Here is a 15,387-nt window from a genome sequence, read left to right on the forward strand (position 1 = left end):
TCACAATGACCGGTAGTATCCTCACAATCATCCTGAATTACCGCACGCCCGAGATGACGCTGCAGGCGGCCGAGGCGGCCCTGGCTGAGATGGAAGATCTCCCCGGTGAAGTGCTGGTGATTGATAACGGCTCAGAAGATGGCTCCTGGGAGGCGTTGCAGGCGGGGATGGCGATACGCGGCTGGCAAGACAGCGGCAAAATCAGGCTGATGCGCTCTATGGTCAACGGCGGCTTTGGCGCGGGCATGAATATCGGCTTTGCCGCTGGGCTGTCAGATGGATCCGGGCCGGACTATTACTACCTGCTGAATTCAGACGCCTTTGTGCAGGGCCAGACCATTCGCACCCTGCGCGACTTTCTTGCCGCCCATCCCCGCGCCGGGCTGGCGGGCTCATACGTGCAGGGCACAGATGGCACACCGCACCGCACCGCCTTTCGCTTTCCGTCGATTGCCGGCGAGTTTGAGATGGGCGCGCGCACCGGGATCTTTACCCGGCTGCTGGCGCCCTGGGTCGTCGCAATGGAGATCCCAAAGACCGGAACCCAGGTGGCCTGGACAGCCGGTGCCAGCCTGATGATCCGCCGCGCGGTCATTGAACAGACCGGCGGCTTTGACGAGACTTTCTTTTTGTATTTTGAAGAAACAGATCTGTGTCGCCGCGCCCTGCATGCAGGATGGCAGACGCATTACGTACCGGACAGTCAGGTGGCGCATGTGGGCTCTGCCTCAACCGGGATGCAACAATGGGCCCGCACGCCGACCTATTGGTTTCAGTCCCGCCAGCACTATTTCACCACATCTCACGGCAGGCTCTATGCTGCGCTGGCGACGCTGGCGCGCATTGCAGGCTGCGGCGTTTACGAACTCCGTCGGCTGGTGCAGGGTAAACCGCAGGCCGACCCCAACCATTTTCTCGGTGACCTCATCGCGAATGCGCTGCGTCCCATCAGCCGCACGCCTGCTGCATCGAGTGAAACGCGCCTTCACGCCCCGGTTTCGGAGGACCTCAAATGAGCAATTTTTCCTGTGTCGTTATCGGCAATGAATCCCTGTTGATCGGCTGCGCCGAAGCAGTCCTGGCCGAGGGCCACACAATTGCGGCTGTGGTCTCGACCAATGGCGACATTCGCGCCTGGGCCCGGGACAAAGACCTGCCCGTTCTGGATGCCCCAAGTGAGATCCCGGCGGAAATCACGGCCCCCTTTGACTGGCTGCTTTCGATTGCCAACCTGCGGGTGATCCCGGATCAGGTGCTGGCGCAGGCCTCCAAAGGGGCGGTGAACTTTCACGATGGCCCCCTGCCGCGCTATGCCGGCCTCAACACGCCCAACTGGGCCATTATGGCAGGAGAGGTGCAGCACGGCATTACCTGGCATATGATGGAGGGCGGCATTGACGAGGGCGGTATCCTTGCCCAGCGCCTGTTTGACATTGCCGCGGATGAGACCGCCTTTAGCCTCAACTCCAAATGCTACGCCGCCGCCATGGACAGCTTTGGCGAGGTGCTGCAACAACTGGCCGCAAATGAGCTGCAGCGCCAGCCGCAGGACCTGAGTGCACGCAGTTATTTCGGCAAGGGTCATCGCCCGGCAGCGGGCGCCATTCTGGATTTCAACACTTCAGCTCAGGCGCTGTGCCAGCTGGTGCGCGCTCTTGATTTTGGCCCCTACTGGAATCCGCTGTGCTGCGCCAAACTGCTGCTGGCTGACCAGATCCTGCGCGTTGGCAAAGCCAGCCCCGCTGAGGGCGCTGGTTCCGATGGCTCTGATTCAGCCGGAACAGTGCTCTCGGTCACGGGCGCTGTGGTGACGGTTGCCACCTCTGATGGCGCCATTGCGCTGCAAGATGTCACCACCCTTGCGGGGACGGCGCTGGATTTTCCTGCTCTGGTCACGCCCGGTGAACAGTTGCCGGGGTTAAGCCCTGAGCTGGCACAGACTCAGGCCGAATTACTGGCCAAATCGCAGGCCGGAGAAAGCCACTGGCGCCGCGCGCTGGGTGCCATGCAGCCCGTTGCCGTGCCACTGGCGCACCAGACCGGTGCCAGTACCGGCAGCAGCCGCCATGTCCTGTCTCTGCCGTCAGATCTGAGCGAGGAACAAATCCTTGCCGCCTGCCTCGCCTGGGCGCTGCTGAGCACCGGTGAAGAGCAGGCAGATGTTGCCTTTGCCACTCCAGTAGCAGCGGCTACCGGGGCGACTATCGCATTGCGTGCAAAGGCGCTGATCTCAGACTGGATTCCGCTGCAGGTGACGCGAGATCTCACTGTTACCGCTTTGACGACTCGGATAAGAACAGACATCCATAAGGCCCGCAAGTATGGCGGTTTTTCCCTGGATCTGGTGGGCCGTGCCCCAGAGCTGGGTCCGCAGAGCCAGCCTGCAATCGGGATATCAGCGGATCGCGATGCCGCCCTGCCAGGCTGCATGCTAACCGTTTCGCTGAGTGAGGGCGCCTTGGCGCTGCATGTAGATGACGCCCAGCTGGACAGCACGGCCGCGGAGCTGCTCGCCGCGCGGCTTGAGCTGGTGCTGGGTGTCATCGCATCTCACAACGACACGCCCCTCCCGGATCTGCCCATCCTGCCCGAGGCCGAGGGCAAAACCCTGCTGCAGGACTGGAACCAGACCGCCTGCGCTCTGCCCGCCGAGACCACTATTCAGCAGGCCTTTGAGGCCCAGGTCGCCCGCACCCCCGAGGCCACAGCCCTGGTGTTTGAAGGTGAAAACTACAGTTATGCTGCCCTCAATGCCCGCGCCAATGCGCTGGCCGCCAGGCTGCAACAGCTGGGCGTCGCGCCTGGCAGCCATGTGGGCGTCTATATCAAACGCTCGGCTGATCTGCTGGTGGGCGCCCTTGCGGTGTTAAAAGCAGGCGGTGCCTATGTGCCGCTGGACCCCGCCTACCCGCCCGCGCGCATCGCCCATTATCTGTCTGACAGCCAGGCCAGCGTTGTGGTCACACAAGAGGCCCTGCGCCCAGAGCTGCCAGCCACCGAGGCGCAGATTGTTACGGTGGATTCTGTACCTGCCGCCGATATCAGCGCGGCAAATGTGACCAGCGCAGCAGCCAGCACCGATCTGGCCTATCTGATCTATACTTCCGGCTCGACCGGCACGCCCAAGGGCGTCATGGTGCGGCAGGACAATGTGGCGAACTTCTTTGCCGCCATGGATGCCCGCATCCCCCATAAGGCGGGCGATGCCTGGCTGGCGGTGACCTCGCTGTCCTTTGACATCTCGGTGCTTGAGCTGTTCTGGACCCTGTCGCGTGGCTTTAAACTGGTGCTGTCCAGCGATGAAAGCCGCCTTGAGCTGTCCAATGGCCCCATTGCGATCTCGGACCGGCGGATGGATTTCAATCTGTTTTACTGGGGCAATGACGACGGCCCCGGGCCGCGTAAATACCATTTACTGCTGGAAGGCGCGAAATTTGCCGATGCCAATGGCTTTAATGCGGTCTGGACGCCGGAACGCCATTTTCACGCCTTTGGTGGCCCCTACCCGAACCCTGCGGTGACAGGCGCGGCCGTTGCGGCTGTGACCAGCAATCTCAGCGTGCGGGCGGGTTCTTGCGTGGCGCCATTGCACCACCCGGCCCGCATCGCCGAGGAATGGTCGGTGATTGATAACCTCACCAATGGTCGCGCCGGGGTTGGTATTGCCTCGGGCTGGCAGCCGGATGATTTTGTGCTGCGCCCGGAAAACACGCCCCCCGCCAACAAGCCCGCAATGTTTGAAACAATCGAAACCCTGCGCAAACTCTGGCGCGGCGAAGAGGTCGCCTTTCCCCGTCAGGATGGCTCTATGCACGCCGTTGTGACGCAGCCGCGCCCGGTCAGCGCAGAGCTGCCGGTCTGGGTCACCACCGCTGGCAACCCCGACACCTGGCGCGAGGCCGGTGAGATTGGCGCCAATGTGCTGACGCATCTGTTGGGCCAAAGCATTGAAGAGGTCGGCGGCAAGATCCGCATCTATCACGATGCCCTGCGCGCCTCGGGGCGCGATCCTGCCGACTATAAGGTTACGCTGATGCTGCACAGCTATCTCGCCGAGAGCCGCGAAGACGCCCGCCGCATTGCCCGCGAGCCGATGAAGGATTACCTGCGCGCCGCCGCTGGCCTGATCAAGCAATATGCCTGGGCCTTTCCCGCCTTCAAACGTCCCAAGGGCGTCAACAATGCCTTTGAGATGCAGCTGGATATGCTGGGCGAAGATGAGCTGGAAGCCATTCTGGACTTTGCCTTTGAGCGCTATTTTGAAGAGTCCGGTCTGTTTGGCACCGTTGAGGACGCTCTGGCGCGCACCGAGCAGCTGAAGCGCATTGGCGTCGATGAAATCGCCTGCCTCATCGACTATGGCATTGCGCCGGAGGTGGTGCTGGAAGGGCTAAAACCGCTGGCCGAGGTGCTGCGCCGCGCCAATACGGCGCAGGAGCTGGCAGCAGATGACTATTCCCTGTCGGCCCAGATGATGCGGCACGGCGTCACCCATATGCAATGCACCCCCTCGATGGCACGCATGCTGGTGCAGGACGACGAGGCCCGCATGGTTATGCACCGCCTGCAGCATCTGCTGGTTGGCGGCGAAGCCCTGCCCGGCGATCTGGTTGGCGCCCTGCGCGAAGCAACGCCTGCGCAGATCCACAACATGTATGGCCCGACCGAAACCACAATCTGGTCCAGCTCTGCGACCCTTGCAGAGGTGCCCAACGGCGTGACCTCTATTGGCAGCCCCGTGGCCAATACCGCGCTCTATGTGCTGGACGCGGCCCAGCGCCCGGTGGCCATGGGCGCTGCAGGTGAGCTGTATATTGCAGGCGCTGGGGTGACGGACGGCTACTGGCAGCGCGCCGATCTGACCGCAGAGCGGTTTGTTCCCGATCCAAACACGGCTGGCCCTGTTGCGGCGGGCAAGATGTATCGCACCGGCGATCTGGTGCGCTGGCGCGCAGATGGCCAGCTCGCCTTTTTGGGCCGCACCGATCATCAGGTCAAGATCCGTGGTCAGCGCATTGAGCTGGGCGGGATTGAGGCCGCCCTCGCCGCCCAGCCCCATGTCACCGGCGCTGTGGTGGTGGAACGCCAGCTTGGCGCGGATGTGCAGCTAGTCGGATATATCACCCAGGAGAGTAGCCTGGAAAGTGGCAAGCAGGTAGATCTTGCTGCCGCAAAAGCCGAACTGGCGCGCAGCCTTGCGGCTGTCATGGTTCCGGCGCATATCGTTGTTCTGGACGCCTTTCCGCTGACACCCAACAAAAAAATCGACCGTAAGGCGCTGCCCGCGCCAGTCCCCGGCAAGGTCGCAGGTGCACAGATCACAGGTGGGCAGACTGCTTCAACACAGGTTGCAACAGGACAGGCCAAAGAAGGTCAGGCGCATGACGCCGGTGCAGTGTCTCCTCTCAGCGCCGGGGTTCAGGACGAGATCGCCAAGGTCTGGTCCCGGATCCTCGGGGTTGAGGGCATCGGAGCACAGGACAATTTCTTTGCCCTTGGGGGGCATTCCCTGTTGGCCGTGCAGTCCCACCGCGATATTCGCGCCGCCCTCAACCTCAGCAAGCTTTCGATCACGGATATCTTTCGCTTTCCAACCCTTGCCGGTCTCGCCAGCCATATTGAGACCCTTGCAGGCGGCGGCGCAAAGCCCGATGATCCGGTGACAGATGACGCCACACAGGCCGCCAAATCCGACACCATGTCGAAACGACGCGCCATGCGGGCAAATCGCAAAGCACGGGCAGGATGACAGCAGAGATTTAACCGCAAGAGCCAGACCCGGCAGAGCTTTTGGCGAGCAGTCTTGAGACAGAGCGCTACAGCCTGGTGCGGCCGCTCTTTGCCAACGATATCGCACTGGCGCTGTCAAATCCGCTGGGGCAGCCTGCGGTACCTTTTGCCGAAGAGGCCGCCTGCCTGTCGCCTAATGCGGTGGCGAAACGACGCCAGGAATTTGCCGCCGGACGCGACGCGGCGCATCAGGCAATGGCGCTGCTGGGCGCACCTGTGCAGGCCATTCCAGTGGCTGAAAACCGCGCGCCGATCTGGCCCGCAGGACTGGTGGGATCGATCAGTCATACCCGCAGCTGCGCCATGGCTGTTGTTGCCCATGCCGGAAATATGGCGGCAGGTGACATCCGAGGCCTGGGCCTTGATGTGGAAGAGGACAAACCGCTGGCGGATGAGCTGTGGCCTGCGATCTGCTCGGTCAGCGAACAGGACTGGCTGCGCCAACAGGCCAAGCCCGGCCAAATGGCAAAGCTGGTGTTTTCCGCCAAAGAAGCCGCCTATAAGTGCCAGTTCACCCTGAGTGCGCGCTACTATGGGTTTGACGGTATGGAGTTGAACATTGATGTCGAAAACCAGAGATTTACCGCGCGGTATTGTGCTGACCAGCCGCCCTTTTCCTGTGGCGACTGCATCTCCGGCCGGTTTGCCATTGGCGCGGGTCTCATGGTGACCACAGACGAGCTGCGAGTGTAAAAGATGATGACCCGCCGTGGATTGTTCGCATTGCCCGCACTTGTTGCCCTGTGGCCCCTGAGCCGCTGGCTCTGGCCCGCACCGCTGCCGCCTGTCGCCCAGCTTGCGCCCCCCAGCGGCGCGCTCAATGTCTTTCATCTGGGGCATTCGCTGGTGGGGCCAGACATGCCACATATGCTGATGCAGCTGGCCCCAAAGGGGCATCGCTGGAACAGTCAGCTCGGCTCGGGTACCTCGCTCAAGGAACACTGGGAGCCGGACCTGCCCATTCGCGACTTTGACACCACCAACCGCCCCCCCGCCTTTCGCGCCGCGCATGAGGCGATAGGGTCGGGAGACTACGATGCTGTGGTGCTCACCGAGATGGTCGAGCTGCGCGATGCCATTCGCTATTTCGACAGTGCCGACTATTTTCATCGCTGGGCTGATCTGGCCCGTGCCGGCGCCCCCGAAACCCGGATTTATCTCTATGAAACCTGGCATCATCTGAATGACCCCCAGGGCTGGGGCACACGCATAGCGCAGGATCTGGACGCTCTTTGGCTGAGAAAACTCTCGGGCAAGGACATCCGGGAGGCCCCGGATCGTCCCGCCTATCTGATCCCGGCAGGTCAGGCCATGGCCGCCGTCGCACGCGCCATCACAGCCGGTGATATCGACGGGCTGCGCGCCCCCGACGCGCTGTTTGCCCGCAATGCCCAAGGTGACATTGACACCATTCACATCAATGACCTTGGCGCCTATCTGGTGGCGCTGACCCATTTTGCAGTGCTTTATCAACGCAGCCCGCGGGGCTTGCCACACCAACTCATGCGCGCAGATGGCAGCGCGGCAGACAGCTTCTCCCCCCAGGCGGCCGCCCAAGTACAGCGGATCGTCTGGGAGACCGTTCAGGCCCATCCCCGCACGGGAATTGCCCCCGATGCAGCCCCACCCGCCCCGCGCAGCACAACGGAGGGCAGCGAATGAACCTTGAGACGCTGATCACATCGGTAGTGATGGTGGGACATTCGCTGTTTGGCCGCGACAGCCCGGAGATGCTGGAACAATTGCTGGCCGCGCAGCCTGCGCTCTCGGTTGACGTCACGCCCCGCGTCGAGGCCCAGATCATCAATGGCGCGCCCCTCAGCTATAACTGGCAACATGCCGCCAAGGCAGAGGGCATCAATGCACGCCACCGGCTGACGTCTTCGGTGGATGCCGTGATCGTCACCGAGGCAATCCCGCTGGCGACGCATCGGAAATGGAGCAATTCCGAAGACGCCATCACCCAGTTCTACGAGCTGGCCCGCGCCGCCAACCCGCAGGTGCGCTTTTATCTGCAGGAAGCCTGGCACAGCCTCAAAAGCGGCACCGGCGTTGGGGTGCCCTTTGATGACCGCGCAGACACCCCCTGGCGCGACCGCCTGGAACAGGACCTGCCGCGCTGGCAGGGGCTGGTGGACAAGGTCAATGGGAGCACCGAAGGCGAGATCCTCTTGCTGCCTGCCGGTCAGGCTCTGGCGCGGCTGGATGATGCCATACAGGCCGGAACCGTGCCCGGCCTCAGCGCGATATCCGATATTTTTTCCGATGACATCCACCCAAATGCGATTGGGTTTTACTACCTTGGTCTGGTGCAATACGCGGTTTTAACCGGGCAAAACCCGATCGGCCTGCCGCATCAGCTGCAGGACCGCTGGGGCAAGAACCTTAAAGCGCCCAGCCCGGCGCTGGCCAAACGGCTGCAACAGATCGCCTGGGCTGCGACCGGGGGGGATGCAACGTCCCTAACAGTGCTGCCGCCCGATCCCCCCGCGCCGCCACGCGACCCCAGAGTGGCCGCTCTGAATGGTCCCGTCCCCGAACGGCCGCCAGAGCAAAGCCCTGCCGGGTTGCCTCAGGTGCGCCCGCCTATTGCCATGAACCTGATGCCGGTGGCCGACTGGAGCCCGCAGGCGCCTTTTCTGGACCATTTCAAAACCGCCCGCCCCTGGATAGGCCATCTGCCGGGGCGCTGGGGCGGCGTCGAGGAAGCCGATCTGGCGGCAGCCGGCTATCTCGACCCCAATGGCTGGCCCACTGCCATTCCGCCCGAGCTCGGCTCGATCGGCCCCGTGCTCCTGACAGATTTGCCCCAAACCGCGCAGTCCCTCGCAGGTCGCTATGTGCTGCGCTTTGAGGGCCAGGGCATTGTTGAGGTCTCGGGACGGGCGCGCAACCAACGCTATGGCAAGGGTGAGGTGTCGTTTGACTATACCCCCGGCCCCGGCCCGGTGGAGATCCGCCTGCAGCGCATCACCAGTGATGCCGACTATCCGCGCAATATCACCGTGGTGAAACAAGAGCATCTGGCGGCGTTTGAGGCAGGCGAGATCTTCAACCCGCGCTGGCTGGCGCTACTGGACGGCTTTGGCGCGCTGCGGTTCATGGACTGGATGGAGACCAATGATTCCCTGCAGGTCGGCTGGGAAGACCGCCCGCAGCTTGCCGACTACTCCTGGGCCCGCAAAGGGGTGCCTGCCGAGGTGATGCTGGCGCTGGCCAATCAACTGGGAGCCGCCGCCTGGTTCAACATGCCCCACAGCGCCGATGACAGCTATGTGCGCAATTTTGCCAGTCTCACAGAGACCGGCCTCGACTTTGATCTCAAGGCCTATGTGGAATACTCCAACGAGGTCTGGAACTGGCAGTTCGATCAGGCCAGCTGGGCCGACACCCAGGCCCGGGCACGGTGGGGCGGCAAGGACCTTTGGATGCAGTTTTATGGCGCCCGCGCCGCCGAGGTTTCACAAATCTGGACCAGCGTTTTTGGCGACACCGCCTCAGAACGCCTCGTGCGGGTTATCTCAACCCAGACAGGCTGGCTCGGGCTTGAGGAACAGGTGCTTTCGGCCCCCCTCTGGGTGGCGGAAACCGCAGACCGGCAAGCGCCCGCCAGCTATTTTGACGCCTATGCTGTCACCGGCTATTTTGGCGGCATCCTTGGTATCAAAGAGCGGGCGCCAATTCTGCGGGCCTGGATCGCCGACAGCCAGCTGCGCGCCCGTGAAAGCGCGGCTGCTCAGGGCCTGACGGGCGCGCAGGCACAGCAATTTATCGAAGATCACCAATATGATGTCGCCAGCGCGCAGGCCGCAACCGAGCTGACGGACGGGCTGGTCACCGGCGACACCACCGATACGCTCAGCGATCTGTTGGGCCGCGTGCTGCCCTATCACCGGGCCGTGGCAGATCAACACGGGCTTGCGCTGATCATGTATGAGGGCGGCAGCCATGTTGTTGGCATTGGCCCCATGGCCGAGGACGAGCTGCTCAGCGACTTTTTCATCCATTTCAACTACACGCCTGAGATGGGAGCGCTCTATGCGCGACTGCTGCGCGGCTGGCAGGATCTGGGCGGCACCCTGTTCACCGCCTACGCCGATGTGGCCGTTCCGGGCAAATGGGGCAGTTGGGGCGCCCTGCGGAGTTTGAGCGACCAGAACCCCCGCTGGTCGGCTCTGGAGGCGGTGAAATGAGCGCGCCCCCCCACAGCGGCCCACGCCCGCACGCTGCGCCCGCAGATCCCCCTTTGGTCTCGGTGCTGATCCCGGCCCATAACGAGGCCGACTATATCGGCGCCTGTCTGAAGGCGCTGTTTGCCTCGGATCCCCTGCCCGGTGGGCAACGCGTTGAAGTGCTGGTGCTGGCCAATGGCTGCACCGATGCCACCGGCGCCATTGCAACAGCGCAGCCTGTCCCCCAAGGCTGGGACCTCAGGCTGGTTGAGTTGCCCGAGGGCGGCAAACTGAACGCGCTGAACGCAGGCGACGCACAGGCCCGCGGAGAAGTGCTGATCTATCTTGATGCCGATGTCACGGTAGAGCGCGCCTTGGTCGCGCAGCTGGCAGAGGCCCTGCAAGGCCCTGCCCCACGCTATGCCAGCGGCACGCCCCAGATCGCACCGGCACCCTCTGCGCTGACCCGCGCCTATGGCCGGTCTGGATGCAGCTGCCCTTTGTGCAAACGGGTGTGCCCGGCTTTGGCCTCTTTGCGATGAATAGCGCCGGGCGCGCGCGCTGGCAGCACTGGCCGGATATCATTGCCGATGATACCTTTGCCCGCCTCTCGTTTGCGCCTGCCGAACGGGTCAGGCTCGCTGCCCGTTACACTTGGCCCATGGTCGAAGGTTTTCGCAATCTCACCCGCGTGCGTCGCCGCCAGAATGCCGGGGTGGCAGAACTTTCTGCGACATTCCCGGCGCTTCAGGCGAACGACGACAAGATCGCCATATCACCGGGGCAGCTGTTGCGGCTAATCTGGCGCGACCCCATTGGTTTTGCGGCTTATGCGCTGGTCTCTCTTGCTGTGAAGTCGCCGCTGTTTCGCTCAACCCAACGCTGGGCGCGCGGACGCTAGCACCGCTCAAGTAGACCAGCATTTCCATGTCCCGCGACGACCGCCGCGGGCGCTGATCGCCGCGCCTCAGCGCGGCGCCCGGCCCAAGGGCTTTGGTGGTTTCGTCAGAAACAAACACAGCGCGCGGGAGCGCTACCTCTAAGGCTCAAAACACTGCCAGGAATGTCGTGGTCTGTTTGCTGAGCTTCGCCACGCTAGGTGTCGCAGGCGTCATGAAACAGGGCGGCCAGCTTGCCAGCTTCTTGATCGCTATCATGGCGCTGCAACACCCGGGCGCGCCCCGCCTGCCCCATGGCCTGCAACCGCGCCTGCGGTGTTTCAGCCAGCTCAACAATCGCCGTCGCCATGATCGCAACATCTCCCGCAGGCACCAGCCAGCCGGTTTCACCGGGCAGCACCAGTTCCGGCGTGCCCGCAATATAAGTGGCCAAAACAGGCCGCGCGCAGGCCATGGCCTCCATCACCACCATCGGTAATCCCTCGGCAAACGAGGGCATGACCAGCGCATGCGCCGTGGCCAGTTGCTGCCGCACCCCCGCCTCGGACAGCCAGCCTGTCAGGGTCACATTATTTTGCAATCCTGCGGCGGCAATCGCCGCCTCCAGATCCTGGCGCATCTCGCCATCGCCGATCAGCGCCAGATGCACTTTGGGGTGCGTTTTCACCACCTCCGCCATCGCCCGGACCAGGATCATCTGGCCTTTTTGCTCAACAAAGCGGCCAATGGCGGCCAGTCGCAGCGGCCCCTCGGGCAGAGATGCCGGGTTTTCGAACCGTGCCGGCTCAATGCCGCAATGCACCACCTTCAGTCGCTCCCAGGCGGCAAAATCTGCCCAGCGGCTCAGCTGGCTTTTGCCAAAACTGCTGATCGCCACGGCAAAACGCGCCCGATTGATTTTCTCCCCCAGCGACAGGCTGAGAGGCGCATCAAACTCTTCCGGGCCATGGGTGGTAAAACTGTAGCCGGGGCCGCCCAGAACCTGCGCCAGCAGGGCAACCGCTGTGGCATTGGTGCCAAAATGCGCATGCATATGGTCAACCCCCTCCTGGCGACAGCGCGCCGCGACATAGGCGGCCTCGGCCAGATAAATCAGATGCCGCAGCCGTCCCGCCTGAGAGACCCGCCCCAGACGCAAAGCCAGCCCCAGCCCCTGCATCATAGCCTTCGGCGCGCGCGCAGCCTGCAGCAGCAGCGCCTGCATCAGCCGAAGAGGTCCCGCCTGCAGGACATACTGCGTTCTGTCCGCCTCGGCCTGATCGCCGGGGTCCACCAAGGGCGCTGATCCAGGCCGCATTGCCAGCCGCAAAACCGATATGCCCTGCCGCTCCAGAGCCTGGATCTCGCGGCGAATAAAACTATGGGAGGGCTGCGGGTAACTGTTCAGAACATAAGCAATTTTCAAAGGCTCAGTCTCCAGTCAGCCGGTGATCTGATCGTTAGCGTAGCGGCTCTATGTCGGCTTGCCTAGAGGCCGTTGCCAGCTGGCGCTCAAACCTGTGCAATACCGGAGCAATACTGTGCATCAAAGGCAATTCCCTGTCGCTCCCAAAGGCAATTCGCTGTAGGTACGCCCGCAGGTGATGCGGCAATTGACGCGCCTGTCACCGCTCCCTAGCCTGCCATGAGCAGCTTCTCAACACAGGCCGCATGGTCTGGTCAAACCGGATAGCGGGAGATCGAATGAAACAGCCGACAAGCCAGGTATCGGGCAAGCTATCCAGCCGAATTTCAGGTTTGTTTTCGGGCTCGGGACTGATGGCGCGGGTGCTGCGCTCGGCCTCCTGGATGATGATCAGCTATGGCGGCAGCCAGCCGCAGCGCCTGGCGGCCAATCTGGTGCTGGCGCGCCTGCTTTTCCCCGAGGCCTTTGGCCTGATGGCGCTGGTCACCCTGGTGACTGTTGGCCTGGCGCTGTTTTCCGACGTCGGCATCGGGCCTTCGATTGCCCAGAACCCCCGTGGCGATGACCCGGATTTTCTGAATACCGCCTGGAGCATACAGGCGCTGCGCGGGTTTGGTCTCTGGGGTATGACGCTGGCTCTGGCCTGGCCGATGGCCTGGTTCTACGGCGCCTCTGAGCTGCTGTACTATTTGCCAATCGCGGGCATTGGTCTGGCGATTGCCGGGTTTAATCCAACCCGGATCGAGACCGCACATCGCCATCTGCTGGTTGGGCGTGTCACCCTGCTGGATCTCTGTGCGCAGGCCATTGGCATTGGCGCGATGGTGCTACTGGCCTGGCTCAGTGGCTCGGTGATGGCGCTGGTTCTGGGGGGCGTCATTCAGGCCGCCGCCAAGCTCATGCTCACGCATTTAGGCCTTCCCGGCGGGCGCAACCGGTTCCTCTGGGAGCCCGCAGCAGCAAAAGAGCTGATCCGGTTTGGCAAATGGATCTTCCTGTCGACAGCCTTTTGGTTTTTGACCTCGCAGGGCGACCGCGCCATTTTTGGCAAGTTTGTCTCGCTCGAGGTGCTTGGCGTCTACAATATCGGTTTTTTCCTCGCCAGTTTTCCCATGCTGCTGGGCCATGCGGTGACCCAGCGGCTGATGATACCGGTGTATCGCGACAAACCAGTTGCGGCGGATCCGGCCAATCGGCGCAAACAGCAACTGCTGCGCGCAGGCCTCACCACATGCATCCTGTCGATGCTGCTTGCCATGGCCTGGATCGGCCCCTGGCTGGTCGATCTGCTCTATGATGTGCGCTATGAGCAGGCCGGGGCGATGATGGTAATGATCGCGCTGACGCTGGTACCTGCGGTGATTACCATGACCTATGATCAGGCGGCGCTGGCGGCCGGCGACAGCCGCTCGTTTTTCCTGTTCACCGCAACGCGCGCTTTGCTGCAGACCACATTTTTCCTGCTGGCCACCATGTGGTACGGCCTGCCCGGTGGTATCATCGCTATGGGCCTATCAATGCTGGCGGCCTATCCCGTGCTGATTTGGCTGGCGCAAAAGCACCAGGCCTGGGATCCGCGTCACGATCTGGTCTTTGCACTGAGTGCTTTACTCATCGGGGGCGGCGCGGCCTATTGGCACCTGGACAGCATCATGGCTTTGATCAACGTAAACCCTGGCTGAGCCACGCGCCGCCGGATCAGCGGCGCGCCGCTTTTTGCGGCCTCAGCGACAGCCAGCCGCGCAGAGTAGCCGCAACCCCGCGACCTGGCTGTCTGGTGTCCAGAACAGGGATCGCGGCCCCCGGAGCCAGACCGGTTTCACGCTCCATCTGCACCGCCGAACGCAGTACCGGGGCGCGCAGTCCCAGCAAAAAGGCAACGACCAGACCCGCCAGAACACTGGCAACCCCGCCCATCAGAGCCTTGTTTTTCCGCGCCGAGGACGAGGGATAATCCGCCAGCTCTGCCGGCTCAAGTATTGTCAGGCGCTCGCCCTGGCGTGATGTTTCCAGACGAAACCCCACTTCGGCCTCGTTGCGGCGGGGCGAGATAATCTCCATCTCACCCTGCAACGCCTCCATCTGACGCGTGTAGGCGCCGAGTTGGCGCTGGACCTCAGGCGTGGTTTGCAGCGCGGCCTCCAGTTCGGATTTTCGCTGCGACAGCAGATCGCGTTGCGCATCCAGGGTTGCGAGCTGTTCGTTGAATACCTCCAGCATGCGTTCCGCCGTGGCAGGACGCTCTGTGGCGCTGGCCTGATCGGCGGCGCGCCGGATCAGAATGCGCTCGCGCGCAATATCCAGCAGGCCTTCGTTGATGGTGGCGACTTCGTTGCGGCGGAACTCTACCGTGCCGGGAAGTGCCACATCGTTGGCGGCGCGAAAGGCGGCAATCTCAACCTCAAGGGTCGAAATCTGCCCCGCCAGAGCCGACTCTTTGTCTGCAAAGAAGCTCAGCGGCTCTCGGACCTGCTCAATCCGGCTGCTCACGCTCAACTCGATGGTGCGGCGGCCAAACTCACTGGCCACCTGCTGGGCCTGCAGGGCGGTTGGCAGCAGGGCGGTGATGGTCAAAACCGAAATGGTGCCATCGTCGGAAAACCCTTCGCGGGCTGCCGCAACGCCGGTGATGCTGACAGCCTGGCGCAGCATCACTACCTTTTTCGTCGGGGTGAGGTCCGGCAGGTCAGCAAAAAGCGCAAATTTCTCGATGATCTCAAGCAGTGTTCCGCGCGCCATCAAACGTTGTTCGATCAGCTGCATCCGGCGCGCCGACGAGCCCTCGACGGTGGAGCGGGCCAGATCATCCGCAATCACCGGCCGGGTGACCTGGATCACCTCAACGCTTGGGTAGACATGCTGCTGATTCAGCGCCACCCAGATTGACAGGATCGAGCCCAACACGGTGACATACAAAATGACAGCCGCGCGACGGCGCAGCATGTCAAACAAATCTGCCAGCGAAAAAATTGGCCCCATATCTCTGCTCTCTTTGTCATCTTGTCCCTGATCCCGCCTCGCCCTGGCACCGGCACAGGAACAGGCCACCAGAGCAAATTTGGACATCCACCGCCCGTTACAGCACAGCAACCGGGCAAAACTGTGGCTCCGGCCGCACAAC

Annotated in this window: 8 protein-coding genes and 1 pseudogene; 7 read left to right on the forward strand and 2 right to left on the reverse strand. The window is 62.7% G+C overall.

Annotated features, from left to right (window positions below; genetic code table 11):
• The first annotated feature begins 5 nt into the window (after nucleotides 1-5).
• The 6 genes and pseudogenes from B4968_RS06865 to B4968_RS06890 all read left to right on the forward strand — a co-directional run bounded on the left by B4968_RS06865 (nucleotide 6) and on the right by B4968_RS06890 (nucleotide 10,863).
• The gene (locus B4968_RS06865) at nucleotides 6-1,016 is read left to right on the forward strand and encodes a glycosyltransferase family 2 protein (RefSeq protein ID WP_083097697.1); all 1,011 of its coding nucleotides are present in this window, start codon (nucleotides 6-8) and stop codon (nucleotides 1,014-1,016) included.
• Entirely contained in the window at nucleotides 1,013-5,749 is a 4,737-nt protein-coding gene (locus B4968_RS06870) for a MupA/Atu3671 family FMN-dependent luciferase-like monooxygenase (RefSeq protein ID WP_083097699.1), read from the forward strand. The genes B4968_RS06865 and B4968_RS06870 overlap by 4 nt, the downstream gene beginning before the upstream one ends.
• A 41-nt stretch (nucleotides 5,750-5,790) precedes the next feature.
• The gene (locus B4968_RS06875) at nucleotides 5,791-6,483 is read left to right on the forward strand and encodes a 4'-phosphopantetheinyl transferase family protein (RefSeq protein WP_083097701.1); all 693 of its coding nucleotides are present in this window, start codon (nucleotides 5,791-5,793) and stop codon (nucleotides 6,481-6,483) included.
• A 3-nt stretch (nucleotides 6,484-6,486) separates the two neighbouring features.
• Nucleotides 6,487-7,452 (forward strand): hypothetical protein, encoded by a 966-nt coding sequence (locus B4968_RS06880; protein WP_083097703.1) that lies wholly within the window; start codon nucleotides 6,487-6,489, stop codon nucleotides 7,450-7,452.
• Nucleotides 7,449-9,983, forward strand: a complete 2,535-nt coding sequence (locus B4968_RS06885) for a hypothetical protein (RefSeq protein ID WP_083097706.1) — start codon at nucleotides 7,449-7,451, stop codon at nucleotides 9,981-9,983. The genes B4968_RS06880 and B4968_RS06885 overlap by 4 nt, the downstream gene beginning before the upstream one ends.
• Nucleotides 9,980-10,863 (forward strand): annotated as a pseudogene (locus B4968_RS06890) (glycosyltransferase family 2 protein). The gene B4968_RS06885 and the pseudogene B4968_RS06890 overlap by 4 nt, the downstream one beginning before the upstream one ends.
• 194 nt (nucleotides 10,864-11,057) lie before the next feature.
• Here B4968_RS06890 and B4968_RS06895 read toward each other — a convergent pair.
• A complete protein-coding gene (locus B4968_RS06895; protein ID WP_083097708.1) occupies nucleotides 11,058-12,266 on the reverse strand; it encodes a glycosyltransferase in 1,209 nt (402 codons plus the stop codon).
• A 278-nt stretch (nucleotides 12,267-12,544) separates the two neighbouring features.
• Here B4968_RS06895 and B4968_RS06900 point away from each other — a divergent pair, with 278 nt between their 5' ends.
• Complete coding sequence (locus B4968_RS06900) at nucleotides 12,545-13,948, forward strand: oligosaccharide flippase family protein (protein WP_083097710.1); 1,404 nt, start codon at nucleotides 12,545-12,547, stop codon at nucleotides 13,946-13,948.
• Between the two features lie 16 nt (nucleotides 13,949-13,964).
• Here B4968_RS06900 and B4968_RS06905 read toward each other — a convergent pair whose 3' ends face one another.
• Nucleotides 13,965-15,245 (reverse strand): GumC domain-containing protein, encoded by a 1,281-nt coding sequence (locus B4968_RS06905; RefSeq protein ID WP_083097746.1) that lies wholly within the window; start codon nucleotides 15,243-15,245, stop codon nucleotides 13,965-13,967.
• Between the last annotated feature and the right edge of the window lie 142 nt (nucleotides 15,246-15,387).

Origin of the sequence: Pseudophaeobacter leonis (assembly GCF_002087335.1) — a bacterium.
Classification (GTDB): Bacteria; Pseudomonadota; Alphaproteobacteria; order Rhodobacterales; family Rhodobacteraceae; genus Pseudophaeobacter; species Pseudophaeobacter leonis.

Excerpts from the sequence above, each read along its gene's own strand:
- B4968_RS06865 (WP_083097697.1), top strand. The coding sequence starts at position 6 with ATGACCGGTAGTATCCTCACAATCATCCTGAATTACCGCACGCCCGAG.
- B4968_RS06870 (WP_083097699.1), top strand. The coding sequence starts at position 1,013 with ATGAGCAATTTTTCCTGTGTCGTTATCGGCAATGAATCCCTGTTGATC.
- B4968_RS06880 (WP_083097703.1), top strand. The coding sequence starts at position 6,487 with ATGATGACCCGCCGTGGATTGTTCGCATTGCCCGCACTTGTTGCCCTG.
- B4968_RS06885 (WP_083097706.1), top strand. The coding sequence starts at position 7,449 with ATGAACCTTGAGACGCTGATCACATCGGTAGTGATGGTGGGACATTCG.
- B4968_RS06900 (WP_083097710.1), top strand. The coding sequence starts at position 12,545 with ATGAAACAGCCGACAAGCCAGGTATCGGGCAAGCTATCCAGCCGAATT.
- B4968_RS06905 (WP_083097746.1), bottom strand. The coding sequence starts at position 15,245 with ATGGGGCCAATTTTTTCGCTGGCAGATTTGTTTGACATGCTGCGCCGT.